Source organism: Sphingomonas sp. PWP1-2 (assembly GCF_049898305.1).
Taxonomy (GTDB): Bacteria; Pseudomonadota; Alphaproteobacteria; order Sphingomonadales; family Sphingomonadaceae; genus Sphingomonas; species Sphingomonas glacialis.
This window is the reverse complement of the sequence record NZ_JAFCXM010000006.1, coordinates 190512-216507: the sequence shown is the minus strand read 5'-3', so window position 1 is coordinate 216507 and position 25996 is coordinate 190512. Positions and strand designations below refer to the sequence as shown.

Genomic DNA, 25996 nt, shown 5'->3' with positions numbered 1-25996 from the left:
GTCCGCAGCGGATCGCAGCATATGTCAGGCGTGTAACGAGATTTTAGGGGGCTAGACGCCACAAGGCGCGGGTCCGTAGTCCAGACAGGCCCGACCACCATGCGCTACCCCTTGATCGCTCCCAACCCTCCTCGGCTCAGCGATCATGTCGACGCACTGCAGCGCGTCGAGGCGTCGGGCCATTTCAGCAACAACGGCCCCGAGGTCCGCGCGTTCGAGGCCGAGGCGACCGCGCAGCTCTTCGACGGCCAAGGCGCCTGCCTCGCGGTCAACAATGCAACGCTCGGCCTGATGATCGCGATCCGTGAGGCCGCGGGCGAGCGCACCGCCGGCCGCTACGCGCTGATGCCCGCGCTGACCTTCGCCGCGACCGCGCAGGCGGCCTTGTGGGCCGGTCTGACCCCATTGATCTGCGACATCGACCCGGCCGACTGGACCGCCAGCGCCGAAGCCGAGGAGCGCTTGCTGCGCGACTATGGCGATCGCATCGCGGTGCTGCTGCCCTATGCGACCTTCGGCACCGCGATCGACCTCGACCGCTATGCCTGGCTCCAGCGCGAACACAGCGTCGGCGTGGTGGTCGATGCGGCCGCCTCGCTTGGCACGCGCGACGCCGGCGGCGGCGGGTTCGGCGCGGGGGCGCCGTTCGCGGTGGTGCATTCGATGCACGCGACCAAGACCTTTTCTGTTGCCGAGGGCGGGTTGATCCATTCGGGTGACACCGACTTGATCGCGCGGCTGCGCGCGATGACCAATTTCGGTTTCGAGGCCAATCGCAGCGCGACGTTGTTCGGGCTCAACGCCAAATTGCCCGAAGTGCTCGCGGTGATGGCGCGCGCCAAGCTCGCCGAGATCGACACGGTATGCGACCAGCGCGCCGCGCTCGAGCATGCCTACCGTACGCAACTAAAGGGCGTCGCGTTCCAGCAGGCGGAAGGCCAGCGCCGCGCCAGCCAGTTCATGCCGGTGCTGCTGCCCGAAGCGGTGGCGCACCGTCGGAGCGAAATTGCCGCCGCGCTCGCAGCGGTCGGGATCGGGTCGGGCCAGTATTTCAGCCCGCATCTCGGCGAACAGCCGTTGTTCCAGCGCACTGCGACGATCCTGCCGACGCCGGTCGCCGATTCGATCGGCGCGCGCTCGCTCTCGTTGCCCGTCACCGACGCGATGACCATCGCCGACGTCGCGGTGATCGCCAAGGCCTTCAACCGCATCCTGGCGCGCGAAACGCGCAGCGCCGCCCGGCCGCGCCAGCACGCGATCGCCTCGCTGCTCATCGTCGGCGGCGGCCCTGCCGGCACCGCGCTGCTCACCGCCGCGAGCAAGCGGGGTCGTCTGCCCGAGCTGGCAGCATCGGGACTGATCGTCGCCGAACGCGAAGCGACGCTCGGCGAAGGGCGGATCGGTCGCTACGCGATCACCTCGGACAGCACCGCCGAGACTTTTCTCAGCGCGGTGCGCGACAATCCGCATCCCGAACTCGCCGCGCTGGTCGATCATCCGACCGGGCAAGCCGTCGGTCACTATGTCGGCGCGCTCGGCGTGCCGCTCGTCGAAGTGGGCCCGTTCGTCCAGGCCACCGGCCATCGCCTCCAGACATTGGTGGCGCAGCATGGCGGGACGGTCCTGACCGGACACGACGTGCTCGGTACGACGCGCGTGGCAGGCGGGCTGTGGTCGAGCCGCATGCGGCGGCGCGCCGACGGGCACGAGTTCGACCAGCTCTCGAGCGCGGTCGCGATTGCGACCGGCGGCCACCAGCCGCTCGACCGGCTCGCGGCGCAACGCGTCGGCGGCGTATCGCTCGTGAGCGAGGTCGGCGATCGGCTGATGCAGTCGGACGAGGCGCTCGCGCTCGGCGGCCCGGCCAAGATCATCGATCTGCTCTCGACCAAGCGGAATCCCAAGATCGTCGTGATCGGCGGATCGACAAGCGCGATCGCGACGATCGTCCTGCTGCTCAAGACCGCGAGCCTCCCGCTTGGCGCGGGCGCGGTCACGCTGCTTCACCGCCGCCCGCTCCGCCCCTTCTATCCCACCCCCGCCGCGGCGCAGGCCGAGGGCTTCACCGATTTCGGGCCCGACGACATCTGCCCGGTCAGCGGCTTCGTCTATCGCCTCGCGGGCTTCCGGCTCGAGGCGCGCGAACTCGTCCTGCGCGAACTGCGCGTCGACGGACGCACGCCCGATCCACGGCTTACCGTCCATCAAGTGCGCGGCGACGACGATGCGGTCGCGCGCGCGCATCTCGCCGAGGCCGATCTCGTCATCGCAGCGCTCGGCTATCGCCCGCGCGCGCTGCCGGTGCACGATCAGGATGGCCGCGCGATCGCGCTCGCGGCGCACCAGGGCAGCGCGATGGTCGATCGGCATTGCCGCATCCTCGATGCGAGCGGTGCGGCGATCCCGGGGCTGTTCGGCATCGGCCTGGCGGCGGGCTTCGTGCCATGGGGCCGGCTTGGCGGCGAAGCGAGCTTCTCGGGGCAAGCGAACGGACTGTGGCAATGGCAGAACGATGTCGGCGCGATGATCGTTGACCAGGTGCTCGGCGATGGCGCACGAGCGGTGGCATGACTGCCCCTACCGTTAGTGTCATCATGCCCGCCTATAACGGGGCGGACTTGATCGGCGAGACGATCGTTTCGCTGCAGGCGCAGACGTTTGCCGATTTCGAACTGATCATCGTCGACGATTGCTCGACCGACAATACCGTCGCGGTCGCGCGCAGCTTTGCCGATCCGCGCATCCGCGTACTCGAGGCGCCGTCCAATCGCCGCGTCGTGCTGACGCGCAACGCCGCCTTTGTCGAGGCGCGCGGGCGCTACATCGCCGCGCTCGACCACGACGATCTGTGCCACCCGACGCGGCTCGCGCGCCAGGTCGCCTATCTCGACTCGCATCCTGAGATCGTGCTGGTCGGCAGCGCGGCGAACGTGCTGTTCGAGGGCGCGATTCTGCCGTCCGCGCTTGCGCCGCTATCGACCCCGGCGCTGATCGAATGGCTGATGCGGATCGAGAACCCGTTGGTCTGGTCGTCGGTGATGATGCGCGCCGACGTGGCGCGAAAGCTCGATCCGTTCCAGCGTCCCGAGCGCGTCTATGCCGAGGACTTCGATCTGTATCACCGTATCTCCGCATTTGGCGGAATCGCGCGGATCGACGACGAATTGCTGACCTATCGCCGGCATGGCGGCGGCGCGTCTCAGCGCCAGGCGACGGCGATGCGCGAGCGTGCGAGCGAAGTGCTGGCCGATGCCTATGCCCCGCTGTTCGGCGACGCGGCGGGTGATGCCGCGGCGTTGATCGGCCACTACGTAATGGCGCAGCAGCCGGTCCCCGATCGCGCGACCTTCGAGCGCGTCGGCGAGACGCTCGTCGCGCTGCAGGACGATTTCATCCGCCGCCACGCGCCCGACGCCGAGAGCCTCGCCCTGATCCGCTGGGAAACCGCGCGGCGCTGGGCGCGGATCGGGCGCGCCGGTTTGCGCACCGGCCGTCTGAAACTCGGCGACGCGACTGGCGTGCGCCCCGATCATCTCGGGATGGGCTATGCGGGGATCGAGGAGCTGATCCTGTCGCGGCTGGTCGGCACGATCCGCTCGGCGCAGCGGCGCAAGGCCGGCTGATCGCGCGCCGCGTCAGACCGTCGCCAAGTCCTCGTCGACCGCCGCCAGATCGCCGCGCGCGCGCGCCGCGCGGCCATAGACCGCCTCGAACAAGGGGGTCGCCATCACGGTGGTGACGATCGCCATCAGCACGAGCATCGCGAACAGCGTCGGCCCGATGATGCCCTTTTGCAGCCCGATATTGATGATGATCAGCTCCATCAGCCCGCGCGAGTTCATCAGTGCGCCGATGCCGAGCGCGGTGGAATTGTCCTCACCCGAAAGCCGCGCGGCGGCATAGCAGGCGCCGAACTTGGCGAGGATCGACACGACCAGAATGCCGAGCGCGATCAGCAGCAGCGACCCCGACGCGACCATGTCCATCCGCGTGTTGAGCCCCGAATAGGTGAAGAACATCGGCAGCAGCAGCACGACCGCGAGGGGCTCGACCTTGCGCTTGAGTTCCGCGACGAACAGCCCGCGCGGCATGCACACCCCCATAAGGAACCCGCCGAAGATCGCATGGATGCCGATCGCGTCCATCACGAACGCCGACAGGCAGAACAGCAGCAGCGCGACCGCGAGCATTCCGCTGGTCATCTCGCCACGCGCCTCGACGATCCGGCCGAGTGGCGCAAGCAGCCGCCGCCCGAGCAACAGCATGAAGCCGGTATAGAGCAGCGCCCCGCCGATCGCGAGCACCGCAACGCCCGCCCCCGCCCCGAAGGTCGCGAGCACGATGGCCAGCACGCACCACGACGCCGCATCGTCGAACGCGCCCGCGGTGAGCGACAGCGTGCCGAGCGCCGAATTGGCGAGGCCGCGCTCGTTGATGATCCGCGCGAGCATCGGGAAGGCGGTCAGCGCGATGCACGCGCCCATGAACAGCGTCGCGCTCGCGCGGTCGATGCCGGGCGCAAACAGGCCGGGCACGGTCAGCAGGAAGGGCGTGATCAGCACCGCGAGCAGGAACGGCGCGGCGATCCCCGCTGCCGAGACCATCGCCGCGCTGCGCGCCTTCGACTTGAAATGGTCGAGCTGGAGCGTCAGGCCGACGATGAACATGTACAGGCCGACGCCCAATTGCGCGCCGACATAGAGGACGTTGCGCGTCTCCTTGGGGAAGATCGCGAGCTGCAGGTCGGGCAGCAGCAGCCCGAACAGCGACGGGCCGAGCACGACGCCCGCGATCATCTCGCCGACGACTTGCGGCTGGCGCAGCAGCTTCTGCCCGAGCCACCCGACGACGCGGCACGCGAGGATGATCACCGCGAGCTGGAGGAAGAAATGGACGCTGAAATCGCCCGGCGTATAGCTCTTGACGGCATTTACCGCAGGGCCGTGTGCCCCCAGCACCCCGCCCAGCGCCTGCCACGCCTGGCCCAGCAATTCGCCCATCATCGTCCCCACATATCCCGCGCAGCGCTCCCCGCTGCGCCCGAGTGACGCGCTAGCGCATCACCCGGTCACCGGCACGATATTATCGTCCGAATTGCGATCGATATAGGTGGTGTAGGGATCGATCCCGGCAAACGCCGGCTTGCGCTTGCTGACGATGCGCAGCGTCTGCACGCCCGACCGCACGGGCAGGCGCTCCATCGATACGACGTCCTTGGACGAGAAGGCGCCGTAATCGGGCTTGTGGTCGAACAGCCCGACCGCGATCGTGTCGGACAGCGGCGCCGGCGTCTCCTTGCCCGTGCCGCTTGCGTAGAATTTCGCGGCATCGACGCTGAGCAGCGTCTCGAACGTCCCGTCGGGCAATTTCCGCACGGTCGCGGTCTTCGCCTTGAGATCGTAGAGCGTGATGCGATCGAGCACGTCGCGGACGAGCTCGCGCTCGGCGGGGGTCCGCGCGAGGCCGAGGAAGCCGTTCACCAGATCGAGCGAGCGCGGATACGGCTGGCTCTTGAAGCGATATTTGGCGAGCAGGTCGCGCAGCATCGCGTTGACGCGCGTCTCGCCGAGCCGGTCCTGAAGCAGGTACATCACCACCGCGCCCTTGCGATAATGAATGTATCCCTGGTCCTCGACACGGTCGAGCGGCAGCTCCTCGATCCGCTCCGATCCGCGCGACCGCAGATAGCTGTCGAGCTCGTACTTGAGGAAGCGGCGGATCTTGTCCTCGCCATTGAGGTGCTTCATCACCATCAGCGCCGAATATTGCGCCATCGTCTCGACCAGGATCGTGCCGCCCTGCATGTCGGCGCTGATGATCTGGTGCGCCCAATATTGGTGCCCTAGCTCGTGCGCGGTGACATAGGTGACATAGTCGATCTTGTCGGGCGCATTGGCATCGGCGAGGAAGCCGATCCGCTCGGAATACGGGATCGTCCCCGCGAACGCCTGGGCGAAGCTCGCATAGCCCGGGAATTCGATGATCCGCGCATAGTCGAACTGATACGGGCCGAAATTGGCGCGGTAATAGCCAAGCGCGCTCTTCATCGCAGCCAGCATGCGATCGACATTATAGGCGTGCTTCGCATCGTAGAAGACCGACAGCTTGACCCCATCGGCCATCTCGGACTTCTCGGCATAGGCCGCCGATTGCACCGAGAAGAACGCGAGGATCGGCGCGGGCGAAACGAAATGCGCGGTGCGTCGTCCGTTCGCGACGGTGTCGGACAGCTTGCGCCCCGGCGCGATCGGCGTCTGGCCGGCATCGGTCGAGACGGTGATGTCCGAATTCACCCAATCGGCATCGCCGATATAGTTGCGCCGCTGCGCCGACACGTCCTCGAGCTTGGCCTTTCGCAACTCCGGCGTCAGCCCGTATTTGCGCCGCTTGGCGCGGTCGCTGAGCAGGCCGTCGCGGTCCATCCCGATCTGCGGGGCGAATTCCGAATTGCTGAGGAAGGTGCCGTTGCCGACGAGCCGCGCGTCATCGCCATTGGCGCGCAGCGCGACCGTCTGGCGATGCGTCACGAACGACAGCGTCCCCGTCGCCCCCGGCGCGAGCGGCGTGGCGAAGCGGTAGATGCGGTATTTGAGATCGGCATCGTCCATCGCGAGCGTGGCGCCCGGAACCGCGATCGACACGATCGTGGTATCCTCGTTGGCGATCCGCAAGTGCAGGTCGCGCAACGGCGCGCCGGTATCGTTGACGAAGCGATAGCTACCCTTCGCCTCCATCCGGCGCTGCGCCGGATAGAGCGCGACATCGAGTTTGATGTCGGTGGTCGACGGCTGGAGGACCTTTTCGTACTTCAGATACTTCTTTTCATACGTCGCCAACCGCGCCTCGCGGTGCTCGCGCGTGCGGTAGACGTTAAGCACGTCCATCTGCCGATAGAGCCACACCCCCGTCACGATCGACACGAGCAACCCGCCGGCAAGCACTGCACCCGCCGGCCCCTTGAGCCGCGCCGGGAGCTGGCGGAGCCGCGGCGCGAGCCGCGTCTCGGTCCCGCGCCGCCACAGCAGATGCGCGACCACCGCGAGCGCGAGCGCGATCCCCGACCAATAGAGCCGCAGCCACCAGCTGAGCGGCCCGCCGATCTGGTCGCCGTTCATGTCCGACAGCTGGAGGTTGCCGCTGCTGCCGTAATTGTAGAGCGGATGCTCGAACCCGATATTCTGCAGCGTCAGTGTCGCGACGAGGTAGATCACCATGATCCCCCAGCCGACGAACTTGTTCGGGCTGAGCGCCTGGACGAACACCGACAGGATCGCGATCAGCACCATGTCGACCGTCATCGGCAGCAGATACCAGCCGAGATACTGCAGCGGCTCGAGCGCGGTCACGCCGCGCGCGAGCTGGACGAGCATCGCCGCTACCGCCGAGATGACCAGCGTCGCAAACAGCACGCCCGAAACCGCGAGTGCCTTGGGCACGATGTACGCCCAATTGGGCAGCGACGTCGCATCGATGATCTCGTGCATCCGCCGCTCGCGGTCGCGCCAGACGACCTCGCCGCCATAATAGATCGCGATGATCAGCGGGAAGACGCCGAACGCGCCCATCAGCGTGCCGATTACCGCAAAGGTCAGCGGGCGCGCTGCTGTGCCGTACATCTCGCCTGCGAACAGCAGCCCGCCAAGCGCGTTGAACAGCCCGATCAGCAGCAGCACGAAGAATGCCGGGCTGCGAAACACCAGCCCCATCTCGAAGCGGCAGCGCAACCACAGCCGCGCGCCGTTCGCTGCTGCCGGGCGGACCGGCGGCAGGCGATCGACGAGCAGCGGCGCCGACGCGGCGAGCTTGGCGTCCTTGCGCTGCTGTCGCCGCAACTGGCGCTTAGACGCGCCGCGTTCAGAAAAAGTGAAGCGCGAATAGGCAAGCGCGAGCGCGGCGAACGACACGACGAGCCAGATCAGCCGGTTCCACAACAGCACGCCGGCAAACGACGGCAGATGCGTGTTCGATTCGCTTGCGGTGAAATAGCGTGTCGTCTTGGCGAGTGCGCCGAGCCCGAACGGCTCGATATACGCGCCCAGCTCGCGATATTCGGGCTTCGCGCGGATCACGGTGTTGAGCACGACATAGGCGACGAGGAACACGACGACGCCGAGATACGAATACATCATCGACCGCGTCATCGTCGCGACCGCGAAGAAGATCGACGCCGTCAAAAACAAATTGGGCAGCGCCAGCAGGAAATAGACCGACACATAATCGAGCAGCTGGTTCGCGCCCATCGTATCGGCATCGACCCACGGCATCAGCGAGCCGATCCAGATCGCCAGCGGCACGACGATGAACGTGATCGCCGCGGCGACGAACGCGCCGAGGAAGCGCCCCATCAGATAATCGAAGCGCGAGACGCGCGTCGAGCGCACCATCGGCCCGAAGCCGCTCTCATCGTCGCGCACGATCACGTTGGCGACGAACGCCGTCGTCACGAACATGTAGAACAGCGTCAGGATCAGCGAGATCTGCGCGATCGCGACGGGCGCGTTCTTGTGGATGTTGCCGCCGCCGCCGATCTGGATCTGCTCGGTCGTCATCGCGCCGAACGGCAGCAGGAAGAACAGGACCGAGACGACCCAGAACACTGGGTTGCGGAATTGATAGCCGAGCTCGAAGCGCGCGATCTTGCCGAACATGCCCCGGCCCCCTTACGCAGCTGCGACGGTGGGATGGACCAAGGCTGCGTCGCCGCTGCGCGAGCGCGACAATGTCGAGAAATAGACATCCTCGAGCCCGCCGACCACGGGCGCAAAGCCGTCGCCCGGGTCGGTGTCGGACAGGACGTGGATGATCGTGCGGCCGGCGAACAGGCGGGTCGAGATGACCTTCTGCGTCTGCGCATAGTGCGCCATGTCGTCTCGCGCGATCGTCTTCGCCCAGACGGTGCCGCGCGACGCCTGGATCAGATCCTGCGGCGCGCCCTCGAGCTGGATCCGCCCGGCGGCGAGCACCGCCATGCGCGGGCACAGATCGGCGACATCCTCGACGATATGCGTCGACAGGATGATCACGACATTCTCGCCGATCTCGGCAAGGAGGTTGAGGAAGCGGTTGCGCTCCTCGGGGTCGAGGCCGGCGGTCGGTTCGTCGACGATGATCAGTTCAGGGTTACCGATCAGCGCCTGCGCGATGCCGAAGCGCTGCCGCATCCCGCCCGAGAAACCCGCGATCGCCTTCTTGCGGACGTTCCACAAATTGGTCTGGTTAAGCAGCGTCTCGACCGTTTGCTTGCGCTCATGCGCCGAGGCGACGCCTTTGAGCACCGCCATGTGATCGAGCATGTCGTACGCCGATACGCGTGGATAGACGCCGAAATCCTGCGGCAGATAGCCGAGCCGCTCGCGAAGCCGGTCGGGGGTCGCGAGGATGTCGATCTCGCCGAAGCGGATGCTGCCCGAGGTCGGGGCCTGCAGCGTCGCCACGGTCCGCATCAGCGTCGACTTGCCCGCGCCATTGGGGCCGAGCAGCCCGAACATGCCCTTGGGAATCGACAGCGTCACATCGTCGAGCGCCCGCGTTCCGTTGGCATAAACATGCGTAACGTGTTCGAGTTCGAGCATGATTTCCCCCTATGTCGGAGGAAAGCTAGCGCAGTGTATTACAAAGCTAAAGCGCAAAATGCATCGCGCATGCGCCGCAGTGCGGCCGGGTCAGATCAGCGTGCGCCGGCGAGCAGGCGATACCCCCATGCCGGCAAGGTGACCTTGCTTGTGGCATCGATCACCAGCGCCGATCCGTCCGCGGCATCGACATAGCGACCCGCGACCGGGCCGTCGCTGAACGACACCGTCTGCGGCGCACCCGACAGGTTGAACAGCGCGAGGACTTTGTCGCCGCCCTTTTCGCGTGCGAACGAGAAGACCTTGGTCGGCGCGCTGTTGACCACCGGCGTCATGCGCGCGCCCCACGGCGCGTTCCACAACGCCGGGTGCGCATCGCGGAATGCGATCAACTGGCGAAACAGCGCGGCATTGGGATGGTCGCGCCACGTGATCGGGTCGCGGTCGAAGAATTTGAGCCGCCGCGGGTTGCCCGCCTCCTGCCCGTTATGGATCAGCGGCATCCCCTCGCCGACGAACGACAGCGCGATCGCGGCGGGAAGCGCGGGACCGAAGCGTTCGAACTCGGTGCCTTCCCACGCATTCTGGTCGTGATTCTCGGTATAGGTCATCCGCATCGCCTCGGCCGGCCATGCGCTCTGCACTTCGGAATAATACCCGAACAGCGCGTTCACGTCGGCCTTGCCGGCGCCGATGTCGGCCATCGCATTGTTCCATTTCCAGGCATAGGACGCGTCGAACGCCTTGGCGTGGACATCGCGCTGGTCGAATTCGGCGAGCATGAAGACGGGCTTGATCGCGTCGAGTTCGGCGCGCGCCGTCTCCCAGAAATCGAGCGGCACATAGCCCGCGACGTCGCAGCGGAAGCCGTCGACGCCGACATCGCGCACCCAATATTTCATCGACTCGGTCATGTATTGCCGCAGCCCGGGCTTGGAATAGTCGAGATCGATGATGTCGGACCAATCCCAGAACGGCGTCGGCCGGTTGGCGCCCTTCCAGTCATGCTCGTACCAGTCGGGATGCGTGGTGTGGATGACATTGTCCCACGCGGTATGGTTGGCGACCCAGTCGAGGATGACGTGCATCCCCTGCGCATGCGCCGCCGCGACGAACGCCTTGAGATCGTCGACCGTCCCGAACTCGGGGTTCACCGCGCGATAGTCCTTGACCGCATAGGGGCTGCCGAGCCCGCCCTTGCGGTTCTTCTCGCCGATCGGATGGACCGGCATCAGCCACAGGATGTCGACGCCGAGCGCCTTCAACCGCGGCAGTTGCGCTTGCGCGGCGCGAAACGTCCCCTCGGGGGTGAACTGGCGCGTGTTGATCTGATAGAGCACCGCCGTCTTGGTCCAGGCGGGATGATGCAGCGAGACATAGGGCCGCGGCTGGTAGCGCGCGTCGATCGCGGCGCTGCCCGGAGCGGCCGCTTGCTTGGCTGAGGCCATGCCCGGGGACAGCAGCGCGACCATCGCCAGTCCAAGCGCACCCATCCGCATCGCCCGCATCGCATTCCTCCCGTTTTATCTTGGGGCGCTTATGCCACTGCTCGGGCGGGGAGCACGGTGAATACGTATGTGACAGCGCGTGCGGACGCCGCGGCGGGTTAGAGGCACCGAAGCAGACTTGCCCATGCCATCCCGGCCAGCGGACGCCCGACCACTGCCCCCTGCGAGTGCCCAGTTTTTTGCAGCGGAGCATGCCGGTCATTATGTTGGATCGTGCGCCTAAAGCAGGCCATGACGTACCCCATGTCGCGCGCCGTCAAACTTCTTCTTTCGATCGATCGCTTTCTCCTCTGGCTGATTGCCACCGTGGTGCTGGCAAGCCTGCTGCCCGCGCGCGGGGCGGCGACGGGCTGGGTCGATCCAGTGCTGCTCTCCGGCATGCTCTATCTCACGCTGCTGCCCTCGACGGTGCAATCGTCGATCGCGTTCACGGCAATGGCGCGCGGGAATGTCGCCGCGGCGGTGTGCAGCGCATCGCTGTCGAACCTGCTGGGCATTTTCCTGACACCGCTCTTGGTCGGCGTGTTCCTGCACGTCGCGGGCGCCGGCGCGGTCGCGTCGTCGCACTCGATCGGAACGATCGCGCTGCAATTGCTGCTGCCCTTGCTGGGCTTGCAGGTGATCCGCCGGCCGGGGGCCGAGCGGACGCTGTTCCGCTTTGCGGCGATGCTGGAGGAACGGGGGCTGACCGGGGTTTCCTCGCCGGGCGGGGCATTTCAGGGGGACTATCGATGACGCAAGCGACCCGACCGATCGATCCGGGAGCCCCGCCGATCGTGGGCGCGCACCGCCTCGACCGCTATTTCCGGATGAGCGAGCGCGGCACGACGGCGCGGACCGAGGTGCTGGCGGGGGTCACCACCTTCCTGACGATGGCCTATATCGTGCTGGTCAATCCCGCGATCCTGGGCCTGGCGGGGATGCCGGTCGCTTCGGTCGCCGCCGCGACCTGCTTTGCCGCCGCCTTCGCCTCGATCCTGATGGGTGTGATCGCCAATACCCCCTTGGCGCTCGCGCCGGGCATGGGGCTCAACGCCTATTTCAGCTTCACCGTCGTCCAGCAGATGGGCGTGCCATGGCCGGTCGCGCTCGGCTGCGTGCTGATCTCGGGCGTCGCCTTCCTGCTGCTGACGCTGACCGGCGTGCGGCAGATGATCGTCGCCGTCATCCCGCAGCAACTGTTCGCCGCGGTGGCTGGCGGGATCGGACTGTTCATCGGCTTTATCGGGTTGAAGAATGCCGGGATCGTCGTCGCAAGCCCGGCGACTCTGGTCGCGCTCGGCGATCTCACGGCACCCGGCGCAGCGCTCGCCTTGTTCGGCCTGCTCGTGATCGGCGCGTTGAGCGTGTGGAACGTGCGCGGTGCGATGCTGATCGGGATCATCGGCACCACCCTGGTCGGCTGGTTCGCGGGCCAAGTCGTGTTCAAACCCGAGCCCTACAGCCTCTCGGCGCTCACCGGCACCGCGTTCAAGCTCGATCTGCCCGGCGTGTTCGGGATCGGCGGGCGGCACGGGCTCGGGCTGATCGAGATCCTGTTCGTCTTCCTGTTCGTCGATCTGTTCGACAATATCGGCACGCTCGTCGCCGTGACCAAGCGCGCCGGGCTGATGGACGCCGCCGGGCGCATACCCGGCCTCAACCGTATCCTGATGACCGATGCCGTCGCGACGATCGTCGGCTCGCTCGCGGGCACCAGCACGGTGACGTCGTATGTCGAGAGCGCCGCCGGCGTGCAGGCGGGCGGCCGCACCGGGCTGACCGCGGTGGTGACGGGCGTGCTGTTCCTGCTCACCATGTTCGTCGCGCCCTATGCGCAGCTGATCCCGCTGGCGGCGACCGCGCCCGCGTTGATCATCGTCGGCGGGCTGATGCTGCTCCCGTTGCGCGAAGTCGACTGGGAGGATGCCTATTCGGCGATCCCCGCCTTCCTCACCGTGGCGATGATCCCGCTGACCTTCTCGATCGCCAACGGGCTCGCCTTCGGCATCACCGCGCATGCGCTGTTGAAGCTGATCCGCGGGCGGATCACCACCGCGGACTGGTTCCTGCTGCTGCTCGCCGGGTTGTTCGTCGTGCGCTTCGTCTGGATGAGCGCGGGGGCATGAGCTGATGCGCCACACTGTCCGATCCGATCGCGGCTTGGTCACCGCGCCGCACCATCTCGCCGCGCAGGCCGGGCTCGACGTGCTGCGCGACCGCGGGACCGCAGCGAACGCGCAAAAGCTAGCACGCTGCGCCGGCAGCGCCGCACCTATCCCGCGATCTTCGAGCGCGTCGGCCGGCCGTTACGCGAAGGCGAATGGCTACGGCAGTCGCTGTTTGCCGAGCATCGGCCAAGCGATCGTGCTCGTCGCTGCGACAAGCCGCAGCGCGGCGCGCAAGACCGGCCAGTTCGGCCGCGCAGCATGAGCGCGCGCGGCTTTCGCGGCGCGCTGCTCTCGGTCGCGCACGATCCGCGCGATCATGCCGATGCGATCCGCCACGAACCCGATGGACTGCTGATCGTCGAGAATGGGATCGTCGTCGCGCGTGGCGACTATCAGGACGTGGCGCCGCGCTATCCGGGACTCGCGATCGAGGCACTGCCCGGACTGATCGTCCCCGGCTTTATCGATGCGCATATCCACTATCCGCAGATGGATCGCATAGCGTCGCACGGTGCGCAATTGCTCGACTGGCTCGACACCCACATCTTCCCCGCGGAGAAGGCGTTTGCCGACCGCGCACATGCCGACGCCGTCGCCGCGGCGTTCCTCACCGAATTGCTGCGCAACGGCACGACCAGCGCGCTCGTGTTCGCAACCGTCCACCCGCAGTCGGTCGATGCGCTGTTCGAGGCCGCCGCGCGCCGCAATATGCGGATCGTAGCGGGCAAGGTGCTGATGGACTTGGGGCCAGAGGGCCTCGCTGATACCCCGCATTCGGGGCGCGCCGAGAGCGAGGTGCTGATCCGGCGCTGGCATGGCCACAAACGGCTCGGTTACGCGGTGACGCCGCGTTTTGCGCTAACCTCGTCCGATGCGCAATTGGCCGAGACCGGCGCGCTCCTCGCGGCGCATCCCAACGTCCTGCTCCACACGCATCTCGCCGAAAATCTGGGCGAATGCGCCGCGGTTGCCGAGCGCTTCCGCGACGCGCGCGATTATCTCGACGTGTACGATCGCTTCGGGCTGGTCGGCCCGCGCTCGATCTTCGCGCACGGCGTGCATCTGTCCGACCGTGCCTGCGCGCGGCTCCACGACAGCGGCGCGGGCATCGCGGTGTGCCCGAGTTCGAACCTGTTCCTCGGTTCGGGCTTCTTCGACTTCGGGCAAGCCGACCGCCACTCGCTACGGCTCGGACTCGGTACCGATGTCGGCGCGGGAACGTCGTTCTCGCTGCTGTCGACCGCGGGGCTCGCCTATCAGGCCGCGCTCGCGCACGGCGATCGGCTCGATCCGTTCCGTGCGCTGTATCTGGCAACCGCCGGCAGCGCCGGTTTGCTCCACATCGCGGACCGGGTCGGCAGCCTCGAACCCGGGCAGGAAGCCGATTTCGTCGTGCTCGATACCGCCGCGACGTCCTTGCTCGCACGCCGCACGACCGGCGCGAGCCTCGCCGAGCAGCTGTTCGCGCTGCAGGTCCTCGGCGATGACCGCGCGATCAGCCGGACCTATGTGCTCGGCGAGTGCGTGTGGGACAAACACGCCGATCGGTGACGCCCTCGCGTCAGGCGAGGCGATGCGGAACCGACAGCGCTTCCTCGACGATCGTCTCGCTCATGCCGACGGCTTCCCACGGGAAGACGAACCAGCGCTTGTCCTCGGCGCGATCGATCGTTCTGGCGTGATAATCGACGCGCACTTGCGAGCGGACATTGTCGAGCAGCACGGCGAATCGCACGTTGCCGGTGTCACACCCCGCCTCCGCGAGCAGGCGCCGGATGTCGGCGATCGTCCCGCCGCTGTCGTTGATGTCGTCGACGAAGAGCAGCCGGACGCCATCCGCGCTCTTGGCCGCGACCTTGCCGAGCAATTCGTCGGCAAAGCCCGTCACTTTCGACGAATGATCGATCGACAGCATGTGCACTTTCAGCGCGTGCGACAGGAACACCGCGGGCACGAGCCCGCCGCGCCCGATCCCGACGACGAAATCGGGCATCCAGTCCCCGCGCGCGACGGCGTGCGCGACGGCTTGCGTATCGGCGACGAAATCGTCGTGCGGAATGTAATAGAGCTGGGGGCTGGCGGCGGTGCTCATGACGCGACACTCCGTATGGCGGCGCGATGGCGGCCCGCCGAAGCGAGGCCGGTTATCGCGTCTGGTCGGCAAGGGCAACCGCCGCCGCGCCTGATGGCGGATGCCGACCTGTCGGGGATCAGAGCGGTTCCGCACGACCAATTTTCGGATCGCTCTGGCGTCAAACGCACAGATGCGGGACACAGGCACCCGGTGCCGGCGACGGCGCGGATGGATCGTTTTCTCTTTCATCATGGATATTCGCGATGCTGAGACTGCGTACCTTCAAGACTGTGTCGCTTACCGCCTGTGCGCTTTGCGCGACTATAGTGGCGGGATCGCTCGCCGCCGGTGCAGGCCCGGCGACCGACGCCGTGATCGCCACGCGCGTCGATGGCTTCAAGAAGATGGGTGGCGCGATGAAAGCGCTCAACGATGAGTTGAAGAGTGACGCGCCCGTCAAGGCGACGATGGTCGCCGCCGCGCAGATGATCGCCGAGACCGCGCGCGCGCAGGGCAAGCTGTTCCCCGCCGGCAGCGGGCCTGCGCCCGGCGTCAAGACCGATGCGCTGCCCATCATCTGGACCGACCGCGCGACCTTCGACGCGCAGATGGCCAAGCTCGTCACCGCCGCCGACACGCTCGTCGCGGTCGCGAACAGCGGCGACGCCGCGGCGATCGGCGCGCAGGCGAAGGCGACCGGCGCAGTGTGCGGCGGCTGCCATCGCCAGTTCCGCTCGAACACCTGAGGCATCGATGCTCGCCCGCGACTGCCGGCGCGTCTGTTCGATTCGCTGCGCGTAGCTCTGCTCGACGTTTCGGGGGGGAGCGAGTCGCAGCATCCGGTCGCGGAAATGGGCCAGTGACGACGGCTGAGCCGGCGACGGATCGTTCCTGGGCGTTGGTAACCACGCTCGGCGGAGTCGGTGCGGGGTTCATCGCGCTCGCCGTCGCGGGCGGGTTTTGCTTTTGCCGCTATTGCACGTGCTGCCCTGGGATATTGTCGAAGACGATCAGACCGTTGCGTTGTATAAACACCAAGACTCGGATCGCGATGACGTCGGCGCCTGCGAAAATGGCGTGCGACGATCCGCGATCTGCCACGCTTTCGACGATCGGCGTGAGGCCGAGCGAAAACCAACTGACCTTTTCAACTACATCGAATAGTCACGACAGTTTTATCTAGGTGATTTCGACAAGAGCACCGCTCTAAACCGCTCTCAGACGCACCGCTTCACACTGCCTCATCGGGGAACGCTGCCATGTCGAGCACTGCACACGCCGGACGCCATGCGCCGCTCGCCAGCAGCGCCGCCCCCGCCGAACAGGTGAACCGCTAACGCCTCCCGACCGAATTCCCCCCTGGCCAACAAGGACTGACCCATGAGCTATGTCACCACCCAAGACGGCGTCGAGATTTTCTTCAAGGACTGGGGCGCGAAGGACGCGCAGCCGATCATGTTCCACCACGGCTGGCCGCTGTCGTCGGACGATTGGGACTCGCAGATGCTGTTCTTCCTCGCCAACGGCTACCGCGTCGTCGCGCATGATCGTCGCGGGCACGGTCGCTCGACGCAGATCGGCACCGGCCACGATATGGACCATTATGCCGCCGATGCAGCTGCGGTGGTCGCGCATCTCGACCTCAACAACGTCATTCATATCGGCCATTCGACCGGCGGTGGCGAAGTCGCGCGCTATGTCGCCCAACACGGTCAACCGCAGGGCCGCGTCGCCAAGGCGGTGCTGGTCAGCGCGGTGCCGCCGCTGATGCTCCAGACCGAGGGCAACCCCGACGGCCTGCCGATGGCGGTGTTCGACGGGATCCGCGCCGGGCTCGCCGCCAACCGCGCGCAGCTGTTCCACGATTTTGCCGCAGGGCCATTCTACGGCTTCAACCGCCCGGGTGCGACCGTCGTCCAGGCGACGATCGACAATTGGTGGCGCCAGGGCATGATGGGCAGCGCACAGGCGCACTACGACGGCATCGCCGCCTTTTCGGAAACCGACCAGACCGCGGATCTCAAAGCGATCACCGTGCCGACGCTGGTGCTGCAGGGCGATGACGATCAGGTCGTGCCGTACAAGAACGCCTCCGTGATGCAGGCCGAGCTGCTGCCGAACGCGACGCTGAAAATCTATCCCGGCTTCTCGCATGGCATGCTCAGCGTGAACGGCGACGTGATCAACGCCGACCTGCTCGCCTTCGCGCGCAACTGACCCGGCCTCACACCGCGGCGGTATGGCAGCAAGCTCCAACGGATCGCGCCTGCGTCGATCCGTTGGGAAGCATCTTCCCGCCGCCGCGACTAGACGTCGCGCATCCCGTCCTCGCCACGATCGTCCGCGCCCAGCGCGACGAACTGGTCGAGCAACCACGCGGCGGCCGGTCCGGGCGGGGTGTCGCGCCGAAACACGCCCGCAAAGCGATAGGTGCCGCCGGGGTGATCGGGCATCGCGAGGCGTTTGAGCGTGCCCGCGATCAGATCGGGCTGGATCAGCGGCAGCGGCATGTTGCCCCACCCGATCCCCTCGCGCAGCAGCGCGTGCTTGGCGCCGAGATCCGCCAGCCGCCAGGTCCGCGGGCTCAGCACCGAGAAATCCTGTCCCTGCGTCAGCGGCGACCGGTCGGTCAGCACGAGCTGGACGTAATCGCGCCCTGCACCGGGCGCGATCCGCTCCATCTTGCCGAGCGGATGGTCGGGCGCTGCGACCGGCACGAGCACCACCGATCCAGCACCGACGCATTCGACCCCTTCGACCCCGGCGGCGAGCGGCCCGGAAATCCCCACGACCGCGTTGCGGTTGAGGACCAGTGACGTGATCGCACCCAAAGCCTCGACGTGCAGCCGCAACGTCACGGTCGGGAACGCCGCGGCAAAGCTGCGCAGCACCATGCCGAGCCGGTGCGTCGGCAGCATCACGTCGACCGCGAGATTGACCTCCGCCTCGAGCCCGTCGAGCAGCCCCTTCACCTTGGCGCGCAGCCCGTCGATCCCCTGCGCAACGGTGCGCGCCTCGGCCAGCACCGCGCGACCGGCATCGGTCAACTGCGGCTTGCGCGTGCCTTCGCGGTCGAACAGCGTCAGCCCGAGCTGCGTCTCGAGATTGCCGATCCCGTAGCTGATCACCGAGACCGCGCGGTTCAGTTTGCGCGCAGCGGCGGCAAAACTCCCCGTCTCGACCACGGTGAGGAACACGCGAAGCTGGTCGAAGGTCGGCGTACCGGGGTTGGACATATCAATTCCATCGAACGTTTCAGTCTATTTTATCCGACTTATCGGGCATGTCGAGGCCGTCTATATCCGTCGCAACACAACGGAGACACGCCATGATCGACATTCGCCCCTTCGCCAGCCTCGGTGGCGCCAACCACGGTTGGCTCGATGCCAAGCACCATTTCTCGTTCGCCAACTATTACGATCCGGCGCGCGAAAGCTGGGGCAATCTGCGCGTCTGGAACGACGACACGATCGCCCCGCAATCGGGCTTTCCGCCCCACCCGCACCGCGACATGGAGATCATCACCTATGTCCGCGAAGGCGCGATCACGCATCAGGACAATCTCGGCAACCTCGGCCGCACCGAGGCGGGTGACGTGCAAGTGATGTCGGCGGGCACCGGCATCGCGCATGCCGAATATAACAAGGAAGACGTGACGACGAAGATCTTCCAGATCTGGATCCAGCCGACGCAGACCGGCGAGAAGCCGAGCTGGGGCGCGCGTCCCTTCCCCAAGGATGATCGCGCCGGACAGTTCGTGGTGCTCGCCAGCGGTTTTGCCGACGACACCGACGCCTTGCCGATCCGCACCGATGCGCGCGTCGTCGGCGCAACGCTCAAAGCCGGCGAAACCGCGACCTATCCGCTCGGCAGCGACCGCCGCGGCTATCTCGTTCCCGCCACCGGCGCGATCGAGATCGAGGGCAAGCGCATTGCCGCGCGCGACGGCGTCGCGATCAGCGACCAGCCGACAGTGGTGATCACCGCGCTCGAGGACAGCGAGATCGTCCTGGTCGACGCGGCCTGAGCGATGGCCTTCCGGCGCGTGCCGGGCGGCCTCGCAGCATCGGGGCGAGTGTCCCGGCTCGCTTAATCGCGCCCGGCATCGCCCTGTCGCCGCCGCCCCGGAGCGTCCGGGGCGATGATCGTCGCGCGGTCGAGCGCTTCGGGCACCAGCGCGAGATTCTGGATCGCCGCGAGGCCCCATTGCGCCGAGGCATTGGTCGAAACGCCCGGCCATTCGAGTACCCCATCGACGCGATGCCGCGGGTCGGATGGCCAGGTACCGAGCCCGGCATCGCCCGACAGGAACTCGTCTGCGGCGCGCGTCGCGAGCGCCGCATCCTTCTCCGCGAACGCCGCATAAGCGGTGAGCCGCGAATGCCCCTCGCGCAGGTTGCGCGGGCCCAACGGTGCGCCGAACTTGGCGAGATACGCGCCCTGCGGCGCATTGTACCAGCGGCAATAGTCGAGCCATGCGGCACGGTAGCGCGGCACGTCGAGCAGGCGGATCAGCTCCGAACTCACCTCGACCGCGCCGAACACGGCGTTGAGATGCGAGAACTGGATGCCGCGCCCCTGGTCGAGAAAGCGTCCGCTCGCCAGGTCGAAGGGCGCGCTCCCCGTCATCCAGCCCTTGGGCAGCCGCCCGATGCTGTCGAGCCCCGCCGTTACGCGATCGCGCCAGCGCACGTCGCCGGTCCGCTCCCATTCGGTCAGCCACGCCGCGGCGAGCGGGCACCAAGTGGTGCCGAAGGTCATCTCGATCGTCCCCGCCGGCAGCGCGGGCTTCTTCGCGGCGTTCGGCACCTTGCGGCCGATCTCGACCGTGGTCAGCGTCTGGTCCGAGGTGATCAGATCGTGGAGCAGGTCGCCGACCCGCTCGTCGGCGGTGAGGTAGTAGAACGGCCGGCGATAGCTCGCATTGCTGACGCGCGGCTGTTTCGAGCTGTCGCTCCAATGCTGCACGCCGTGGCGCGTCCCCATCCCCTTGAAGCGGCCGCTATGATAGACGTCGACCTCGCCGGTATGCCGCGTCATCGCCTCGGCGAAGCGCCAGGTCTTCGCATCGCCGGTACGCAGCACCTGGTACCACAGCCACAGATCAGGCGAGAGTTCGCTATTGTCCCACGCAAAGCCGCCAATGTCGTAACGCCAGCGATGCCGGTCGCTGTCATAGGTATGCATCACGTCGCCATGGTTCCAGAAACCGTACCAGGCGCGGCGATCGACTTCGCCCGCGTAGAAATCGACGAGGTTGCTCAACTGGTTCTCGATCGCTGCGCGGTTGGGGGTCGACCGATCGGGCAGGCCCCAGTCGCCGAACACTTGTGCGGCGTGGAGGTGCGCGGGGGCGACCATCAACTGCGGCGGCGCGGCCTGCATCGTCGCGAGCCCCTGCAGCAGTGCGCTGTCGGGCGTTGAGGGGAACGCCCACAGCATCAGCTCGCTGGTCCGCGCGATCCCCGCGGCATCGTCCCAGCCGGGCTCGTAATCCTCGTAAGTGACCGACAGGCCTTCGTTCTGCGCATCGAAGCGCTCCATCCCCATCGTGCCGTGATACGGTCGCATGTCCATCGCCGCCGCCTCGAGCGACCACAGCCACGCCGTCAGCGCGGCGGCGTCGCCGGTCGCGCCATCGATGTGCAGCGCGGTCGGATGCCGCTGCCAGAAATAGCGCACGCCGAGCGCCGCGCCGCCCTGCGGCGAGCCGACATACGCCAGCCCCGGCGCGCGACGCCCTTCGTCGGCGTCGATCCAGCCCTGCTCGGGCGCGGTGCGCTTGGTGATCGCCCAGCCATTGGCGGTCGGCTGCTCGAGCCGGAAGTCGCCCCATGCGGGGATCCGCTCGAGCGTCGCGCGCACCGCCTTGGCCATCGTGTCGAGCGGCGGCACCGCGCGGCCGGCGACCTGTGCCGCCTTGAACGCCATTCCGGGATCGCGCCGCAACCCGGTCAGCGGGCGCACCCCTTCGGCGAAGAATTGCGCGTCGGTGGCGAAGCGCACGTGGCGATCGTGGAGCGCGGCGTCCTTCACCGGCACGCTCGCGCGCACGCCCAGCGCCGAGATGAAATCCTTCGACGCGGTGCCGTCGAACACGACGCTGTGGACCATCCGCAACCCGCTCGACCCGGCATAGGCATAGAGCCGGACGACGAACGGCAGCCAGCGGCGCTCGCCCGACACGTGCGCGCCCTCGATCTTCACGACCGCGCGCACCGGCCCGGTCTGCTCGACGGTGACGCGCTCGATCTGTCCCGCGAAGGGCAGGTCGGCGCCGTGGAGCGGCTCGGTGCGCGCGGCACCGATGAGGGTGACCGGGCCGAGCACCGCGCGGCCGGCGACGCTCGCTTGCTGCACCAGCGCCGCACCCGATTTGCCGATGCGCCATTGCAGATCGCCGACGCTGATCGTCACCGCATCGACGCTCTCGGTCACGCGGACGGGGCGGGCTGGCATCGCGGGGCGGCCGCGCGTGACGCTCAAGCCGTCGGGCGCGATGTCGGCGGGGATCGCGTGCGCGCTCCACTTGATCGAGCCGTCGGGCCAGCTCGCGGTGGTCCAGCCTTGCGACGGGACCGGCGTGCCGTCACGCGCCGTCACACTCAGCGCCGTACCGCGCTTGACCGCGCCGCGTGGCCAGGCGACGCCGAACGTCTGCCCAGGCTGGAGCGCGGGCGCCGCGCCGTCGATCCAGCGCACCGGCGCCGACTGAAACGCCGCGACCGGGGCAGCGCCCAACCGCGCCGGCAGCAGCGCGACGCCGCTCCCGAGCAAAGCCGCCTTGAGCGTCTCGCGGCGATTGAGCATGTCTCTCTCCATCAACGGTGCGTCACCGACACGCGCCGGATGCGCAGGTGGCTCCACGTGGTGCGCAGGCCCCAATGGCCGCGCGTATAGGGTTGGGTGTCGTCGAGCGTGAACAGCCGCTTCCCGTCTCGCTCGACCGCGACTGTGCGGCCGTCGGCGATCAGCGCGATCCGCGTCCAGCGATTGGCGACGAGCATGTCGGCGGGCGCGGCCTTGTCATGCTCGGGCAGGATCGGACGGTTGCCGGGCACGCCGATATAGCGGCGGAAGCGCGTCGTACTGTTCCGGTTGCCGCCGATCCCGACATAATAGGTGATGAGGTCGTCATAGCCGGCGAACGCGCCCGAGCGCGGCGTGGTCAGCACCGACGATCCGTCGCGGTTGTTCGCCATCCATAAGGCGTTGAGGTCGCTGACCTGGTCATTGGCACCGCCGGCGGACACCGCCGTCGCTTCGAAGGTGATCGTCGTCGGCGCGGTGATCGGCGTGGTCGACCACAGGGTCAGACCCTTGGGCGTGTCGATGTCGATAACGCCGTCGGCTTCGGTGACCCGCGCAGCCGGCGACTCGGCCTCGACCCGCCAGCCGTCGAGCGACGCCTGTGGCGAGGCGCCGAGCAGCGTCAGCGCGGCGATGCTGCCGAGGAGCTTTACGCTCTGCATACCCTCTCCCCGCCTCTGTTCAGCGTTTGCGTCAGCATAGGCCGACACAGGGTGCGTTGCCAAGCTATTCCCGTAATCTATAATCAATGGTCATATTGTGGAAACTTCTGCTCGACGTCAGCCGATATGAGATGTTGCGATTTATGGAATCAAATCGCATGATGCGGGACACAAAGAAAAGAGAGGATGCCATGAAGGCGAAAATCCTGCTGAGCACATTGCTGGCCATCGTCACCGTGCCAGCGATCGGCGCCAAAGCGCCGCCGCCGCTGCGCATCTTCATCGCCAGCGATTCCACCGCGCAGGATTATAAGCCCGAAAAATATCCGCAATCGGGCTGGGGGACGATGCTACGCTGCGCGCTCGCGCCCAATGTCACGCTCGAGAACCGAGCGATCGGCGGGCGCAGCACGAACAGCTTCATCCGCGAAGGCCGGCTCGACACGATCGCGGCCGATCTTCGGAAGGGCGACACGCTGATGATCCAGTTCGGGCATAACGATCAGAGCGCCGACAAGCCCGAACGCTACACCACGGTCGACCAGTACATCGCCAATCTCCACCGCTTCCTCGCCGTAGCGAAGACGGCCGGGGCAAAGGCGGTGATCCTCACCCCCGTCGCGCGCCGCGACTTCAAGGACGGGATCGAGCAGCAGACCTATCCGCTCTACGCCAACGCCGCGCGCCAGGTCGCGCGCGACACGCACACGCCGCTGATCGATCTCGGCAAGCTGTCCGAGGCGATGGTGCAGGCGCTCGGCGAACAGGCGGCAGCGGCCTATTACCTGCATTATGACGGCAGCGCCGGGGCGCCGGGCTATCCCAATGGCGTGCACGACAACACCCATTTCAGCGAACTCGGCGCGCGCCATGTCGCCGACCTCGTCGCGTTCGAGCTGCGCGCGCTCAAGCTGCCGGTGTCGCGCTACGTCACGCCGCACGTCCCGGCGCTGACACGCACGACGCCCGCCGGCGGCCCGTCTTGCGCCTGATCGCCGGTCTCGCGCTGAGCCTCGCCGTGGCGCTTCCCGCGCACGCGCAGACGCGCAACTTCACGCTCGCGGGCAACGCGGCACCCGGCGCGACGCCCGTCGCTCCCGATCACGCTTATGCCGACGGCGTCGGCTATGAACCCGGCTCGACGCGGTTGTTCTCGGTCGCTGCCACGCCGGGCAACTACAAGGTCACCGTCACGCTCGGCCTGCCCAGACAGGCGACCGAGACGACGATCAAGGCGGAGTCGCGCCGATTGATGCTCGATGCGGTCCGCGTGCCCGCCGGGCGCAGCATCACGCGCAGCTTCGTCGTCAATGTCCGCAATGCCGCGCTCGTCCCCCCGCCGCTCAACGCGCCCGGCGGCAGTGCGGTGCTCCTCAAGCCGCGCGAGCGGGGCTCGTTCAGCTGGGACGACAAGCTCACGCTCGAGATCCTCGGCGATCGCCCCGGCGTCACCGCGATTTCGATCGCTCCGGTGCAAGTGCCGACCGTCTTCCTGCTCGGCGATTCGACCGTCACCGACCAGGGCGCCGAACCCGCCGCGAGTTGGGGGCAGATGCTGCCCGCTTTCTTCAAACCCGACATCGCGGTCGCCAACCACGCCGAAAGCGGCGAGACGCTCAAATCGTTCATCGCCGAATTGCGCTTCGCCAAGGTGCTCGAGTCGGTGAAGCCCGGCGACTGGGCGATCATCCAGTTCGGCCATAACGACCAGAAGGCGAACTGGCCGCAGACCTATGCTGCGGCCGAGACGACCTATCGCGCCTATCTGCGCACCTGGACCGCCGAGTTCCGCCGCCGCGGCGTCACGCCGGTGCTCGTCACCTCGCCCGATCGCCGGATGTGGAACGGCACCAAGATCACGTCGACGCTCGCCGACTATGTCGCGGCGGTAAAGGCGGTCGGCGCCGAGCAGCAGGTTGCGGTGATCGATCTCAACGCCGCGAGCATCGCCTTCTACGAAGCGCTCGGGCCGAAACGCGCGCCGCTGGCGTTCAACGATGGCGGCAAGGACGCGACGCATCACGACAATTACGGCGCGTGGGTGCTCGCGCGCAGTGTCGCCAAGGGCATTGCCGACGCCGGGCTGCCGCTCGCCGCGCATCTCGCGCCCGATCTGCGGGCGTTCGATCCGGCGCAGCCGCCCGATCCCGCGACGTTCCGCCTCGCGCCCAGCATCGCCCACGACACCACCCGACCCGACGGAAGCTGACATGACCTCACGCCGCACCTTCCTCGCCTGCGGGCTCGCCGCGAGCCTTCCCCTTCCCGCCTTCGCGCAGGATCCCGGTGTCGGCGCGGGCGGGCGCGCCGGCAGCGGCACGGCCGAGCGCTTTCCGCTCTGGCCGAAGACGCCGCCGGGCGCCCCGCAGACCACGGTGACCGACGCCTGGGTCAAGCGTTCCCCCACGGGCGGCGCCGACGACATCGCCTGGCCGCATGTCGCGACGCCGATGCTCACCGTGCTCAAGCCTGCCCGGCCGAACGGCGCCGCGGTGCTGATCTGCCCCGGCGGCGGCTATGTCCGCGTCGCGGTCGGGCGCAATCCCGGCGCGATCTCGCAATGGTTCGCCGATCGCGGCGTGACCGCGTTCGAACTGCTCTACCGGCTGCCGCACGACGGCTGGGCAGCGGGGCCCGACGTCGCGTTGCAGGATGCGCAGCGCGCGATGCGCGTGATCCGCGCGGGCGCCGGCACGCGCTGGACGGTCGATCCCGCGCGCGTCGCGATCACCGGCTTTTCGGCGGGCGGCCATGTCGCCGCGAAGCTCGCGGCGCGCTCGACGCTCGCGGTCTACGATCCGCAGGACGCCGCGGACCGGCTGTCGGCGACGCCGACCGTCGCCGGGCTGTTCTACCCCGTCATCACCATGTTCGACGAAGGTGTCCACGCGCAGTCGCGCCGCGAATTGCTCGGCGCCAACGCCGCCAGCCTCGACTTCCAGCGCCGCTATTCGGCGCAGGTCGACTTGCCCGCCGACATGCCGCCGACCTTCATCGCGTGCAACGCCGACGATCCTGTCGTCCCCTTCCAGAACAGCCTGCTGATGATCGAGGCGCTCCACACAGCGAAGGTCCCGGCCTCACTGATGGTGTTCGAAAAAGGCGGGCACGGTCCACCCGCCAAGCGTCGCGACGGGACGATCGTCCCCTGGCAGCAGATGTTCGCCGACTGGGCCGGGGATCATGGCTGGCCCGCCTGACCCGACGCCACGACCAAGGA

General features: G+C 67.4%; 20 protein-coding genes. 12 read left to right on the top strand and 8 right to left on the bottom strand.

The genetic code is table 11. The features are described 5' to 3' along the window. Nucleotides 1-99 precede the first annotated feature (99 nt). Nucleotides 100-2571 (top strand): DegT/DnrJ/EryC1/StrS family aminotransferase, encoded by a 2472-nt coding sequence (locus ACP7C5_RS15950; protein ID WP_426264982.1) that lies wholly within the window; start codon nt 100-102, stop codon nt 2569-2571. Beyond that, complete coding sequence (locus ACP7C5_RS15945) at nt 2568-3623, top strand: glycosyltransferase family A protein (RefSeq protein ID WP_322161166.1); 1056 nt, start codon at nt 2568-2570, stop codon at nt 3621-3623. Before ACP7C5_RS15950 ends, ACP7C5_RS15945 begins: the two co-directional genes overlap by 4 nt. 12 nt (nt 3624-3635) lie before the next feature. On the opposite strand, the gene ACP7C5_RS15940 is transcribed toward ACP7C5_RS15945, so the two are convergent. From ACP7C5_RS15940 to ACP7C5_RS15925, 4 genes are all read right to left on the bottom strand, one after another. Continuing rightward, complete coding sequence (locus ACP7C5_RS15940; RefSeq protein WP_322161168.1) at nt 3636-5000, bottom strand: cation:proton antiporter; 1365 nt, start codon at nt 4998-5000, stop codon at nt 3636-3638. Between the two features lie 60 nt (nt 5001-5060). Then, entirely contained in the window at nt 5061-8648 is a 3588-nt protein-coding gene (locus ACP7C5_RS15935; protein WP_426264981.1) for a M1 family aminopeptidase, read from the bottom strand. Between the two features lie 12 nt (nt 8649-8660). After that, nucleotides 8661-9572, bottom strand: a complete 912-nt coding sequence (locus ACP7C5_RS15930) for an ABC transporter ATP-binding protein (protein ID WP_426264980.1) — start codon at nt 9570-9572, stop codon at nt 8661-8663. A gap of 95 nt (nt 9573-9667) precedes the next feature. Then, a complete protein-coding gene (locus tag ACP7C5_RS15925) occupies nt 9668-11080 on the bottom strand; it encodes an alpha-amylase family glycosyl hydrolase (protein WP_426264979.1) in 1413 nt (470 codons plus the stop codon). A 243-nt stretch (nt 11081-11323) separates the two neighbouring features. Here ACP7C5_RS15925 and ACP7C5_RS15920 point away from each other — a divergent pair, with 243 nt between their 5' ends. From ACP7C5_RS15920 to guaD, 4 genes are read left to right on the top strand one after another with little or no spacing between them, the layout of a single operon-like run. After that, nucleotides 11324-11815 carry a bile acid:sodium symporter gene (locus tag ACP7C5_RS15920; protein WP_426264978.1) on the top strand — a complete coding sequence of 164 codons (492 nt, stop codon included), beginning with the start codon at nt 11324-11326 and terminating at the stop codon, nt 11813-11815. Then, a complete protein-coding gene (locus tag ACP7C5_RS15915) occupies nt 11812-13188 on the top strand; it encodes an NCS2 family permease (RefSeq protein WP_426264977.1) in 1377 nt (458 codons plus the stop codon). The genes ACP7C5_RS15920 and ACP7C5_RS15915 overlap by 4 nt, the downstream gene beginning before the upstream one ends. Nucleotides 13189-13192: 4 nt before the next feature. Next, a complete protein-coding gene (locus ACP7C5_RS15910; RefSeq protein ID WP_426264976.1) occupies nt 13193-13492 on the top strand; it encodes a hypothetical protein in 300 nt (99 codons plus the stop codon). Beyond that, nucleotides 13489-14781: a guanine deaminase gene (gene guaD / locus ACP7C5_RS15905; RefSeq protein WP_426264975.1), complete on the top strand. Its 1293-nt coding sequence runs from the start codon at nt 13489-13491 to the stop codon at nt 14779-14781. Before ACP7C5_RS15910 ends, guaD begins: the two co-directional genes overlap by 4 nt. A gap of 10 nt (nt 14782-14791) precedes the next feature. Here guaD and ACP7C5_RS15900 read toward each other — a convergent pair whose 3' ends face one another. Continuing rightward, nucleotides 14792-15322: a phosphoribosyltransferase gene (locus ACP7C5_RS15900; RefSeq protein WP_426264974.1), complete on the bottom strand. Its 531-nt coding sequence runs from the start codon at nt 15320-15322 to the stop codon at nt 14792-14794. Nucleotides 15323-15567: 245 nt separating this feature from the next. Here ACP7C5_RS15900 and ACP7C5_RS15895 point away from each other — a divergent pair, with 245 nt between their 5' ends. Beyond that, nucleotides 15568-16050, top strand: a complete 483-nt coding sequence (locus tag ACP7C5_RS15895) for a c-type cytochrome (RefSeq protein WP_426264973.1) — start codon at nt 15568-15570, stop codon at nt 16048-16050. Between the two features lie 634 nt (nt 16051-16684). Continuing rightward, on the top strand, nt 16685-17521 hold the full coding sequence (locus ACP7C5_RS15890; protein WP_426264972.1) for an alpha/beta fold hydrolase: 837 nt from the start codon (nt 16685-16687) through the stop codon (nt 17519-17521). Nucleotides 17522-17610: 89 nt separating this feature from the next. On the opposite strand, the gene ACP7C5_RS15885 is transcribed toward ACP7C5_RS15890, so the two are convergent. Next, entirely contained in the window at nt 17611-18540 is a 930-nt protein-coding gene (locus ACP7C5_RS15885; protein WP_189676042.1) for a LysR family transcriptional regulator, read from the bottom strand. Nucleotides 18541-18632: 92 nt separating this feature from the next. On the opposite strand from ACP7C5_RS15885, the gene ACP7C5_RS15880 reads away from it, so the two are divergent. Next, a complete protein-coding gene (locus ACP7C5_RS15880; protein ID WP_426264971.1) occupies nt 18633-19331 on the top strand; it encodes a pirin family protein in 699 nt (232 codons plus the stop codon). Nucleotides 19332-19393: 62 nt separating this feature from the next. Here the strand turns inward: ACP7C5_RS15880 and ACP7C5_RS15875 are convergent, their stop codons facing one another. Both ACP7C5_RS15875 and ACP7C5_RS15870 read right to left on the bottom strand, forming a co-directional pair. Continuing rightward, a complete protein-coding gene (locus ACP7C5_RS15875) occupies nt 19394-22114 on the bottom strand; it encodes a Tat pathway signal sequence domain protein (RefSeq protein WP_426264970.1) in 2721 nt (906 codons plus the stop codon). Nucleotides 22115-22125: 11 nt separating this feature from the next. Beyond that, nucleotides 22126-22776 (bottom strand): DUF6250 domain-containing protein, encoded by a 651-nt coding sequence (locus ACP7C5_RS15870; protein ID WP_426264969.1) that lies wholly within the window; start codon nt 22774-22776, stop codon nt 22126-22128. A gap of 191 nt (nt 22777-22967) precedes the next feature. On the opposite strand from ACP7C5_RS15870, the gene ACP7C5_RS15865 reads away from it, so the two are divergent. Genes ACP7C5_RS15865 through ACP7C5_RS15855 form a run of 3 tightly spaced genes read left to right on the top strand, consistent with a single transcriptional unit; the run spans nt 22968 to nt 25976 of the window. Continuing rightward, complete coding sequence (locus ACP7C5_RS15865; protein ID WP_426264968.1) at nt 22968-23768, top strand: rhamnogalacturonan acetylesterase; 801 nt, start codon at nt 22968-22970, stop codon at nt 23766-23768. After that, nucleotides 23759-24985 carry a rhamnogalacturonan acetylesterase gene (locus ACP7C5_RS15860; protein WP_426264967.1) on the top strand — a complete coding sequence of 409 codons (1227 nt, stop codon included), beginning with the start codon at nt 23759-23761 and terminating at the stop codon, nt 24983-24985. Before ACP7C5_RS15865 ends, ACP7C5_RS15860 begins: the two co-directional genes overlap by 10 nt. Nucleotide 24986: 1 nt before the next feature. Next, complete coding sequence (locus ACP7C5_RS15855; RefSeq protein ID WP_426264966.1) at nt 24987-25976, top strand: alpha/beta hydrolase; 990 nt, start codon at nt 24987-24989, stop codon at nt 25974-25976. Nucleotides 25977-25996 lie beyond the last annotated feature (20 nt).

Bases quoted from the DNA above. Each gene is read 5' to 3' on its own strand.
- ACP7C5_RS15885 (WP_189676042.1), bottom strand. From the start codon at position 18,540: ATGTCCAACCCCGGTACGCCGACCTTCGACCAGCTTCGCGTGTTCCTC.
- ACP7C5_RS15950 (WP_426264982.1), top strand. From the start codon at position 100: ATGCGCTACCCCTTGATCGCTCCCAACCCTCCTCGGCTCAGCGATCAT.
- ACP7C5_RS15890 (WP_426264972.1), top strand. From the start codon at position 16,685: ATGAGCTATGTCACCACCCAAGACGGCGTCGAGATTTTCTTCAAGGAC.
- ACP7C5_RS15915 (WP_426264977.1), top strand. From the start codon at position 11,812: ATGACGCAAGCGACCCGACCGATCGATCCGGGAGCCCCGCCGATCGTG.
- ACP7C5_RS15855 (WP_426264966.1), top strand. From the start codon at position 24,987: ATGACCTCACGCCGCACCTTCCTCGCCTGCGGGCTCGCCGCGAGCCTT.
- ACP7C5_RS15895 (WP_426264973.1), top strand. From the start codon at position 15,568: ATGCTGAGACTGCGTACCTTCAAGACTGTGTCGCTTACCGCCTGTGCG.
- ACP7C5_RS15945 (WP_322161166.1), top strand. From the start codon at position 2,568: ATGACTGCCCCTACCGTTAGTGTCATCATGCCCGCCTATAACGGGGCG.
- ACP7C5_RS15910 (WP_426264976.1), top strand. From the start codon at position 13,193: ATGCGCCACACTGTCCGATCCGATCGCGGCTTGGTCACCGCGCCGCAC.
- ACP7C5_RS15940 (WP_322161168.1), bottom strand. From the start codon at position 5,000: ATGGGCGAATTGCTGGGCCAGGCGTGGCAGGCGCTGGGCGGGGTGCTG.
- ACP7C5_RS15865 (WP_426264968.1), top strand. From the start codon at position 22,968: ATGAAGGCGAAAATCCTGCTGAGCACATTGCTGGCCATCGTCACCGTG.
- ACP7C5_RS15930 (WP_426264980.1), bottom strand. From the start codon at position 9,572: ATGCTCGAACTCGAACACGTTACGCATGTTTATGCCAACGGAACGCGG.
- guaD (WP_426264975.1), top strand. From the start codon at position 13,489: ATGAGCGCGCGCGGCTTTCGCGGCGCGCTGCTCTCGGTCGCGCACGAT.
- ACP7C5_RS15925 (WP_426264979.1), bottom strand. From the start codon at position 11,080: ATGCGGGCGATGCGGATGGGTGCGCTTGGACTGGCGATGGTCGCGCTG.
- ACP7C5_RS15935 (WP_426264981.1), bottom strand. From the start codon at position 8,648: ATGTTCGGCAAGATCGCGCGCTTCGAGCTCGGCTATCAATTCCGCAAC.
- ACP7C5_RS15920 (WP_426264978.1), top strand. From the start codon at position 11,324: ATGTCGCGCGCCGTCAAACTTCTTCTTTCGATCGATCGCTTTCTCCTC.
- ACP7C5_RS15875 (WP_426264970.1), bottom strand. From the start codon at position 22,114: ATGCTCAATCGCCGCGAGACGCTCAAGGCGGCTTTGCTCGGGAGCGGC.
- ACP7C5_RS15900 (WP_426264974.1), bottom strand. From the start codon at position 15,322: ATGAGCACCGCCGCCAGCCCCCAGCTCTATTACATTCCGCACGACGAT.
- ACP7C5_RS15870 (WP_426264969.1), bottom strand. From the start codon at position 22,776: ATGCAGAGCGTAAAGCTCCTCGGCAGCATCGCCGCGCTGACGCTGCTC.
- ACP7C5_RS15880 (WP_426264971.1), top strand. From the start codon at position 18,633: ATGATCGACATTCGCCCCTTCGCCAGCCTCGGTGGCGCCAACCACGGT.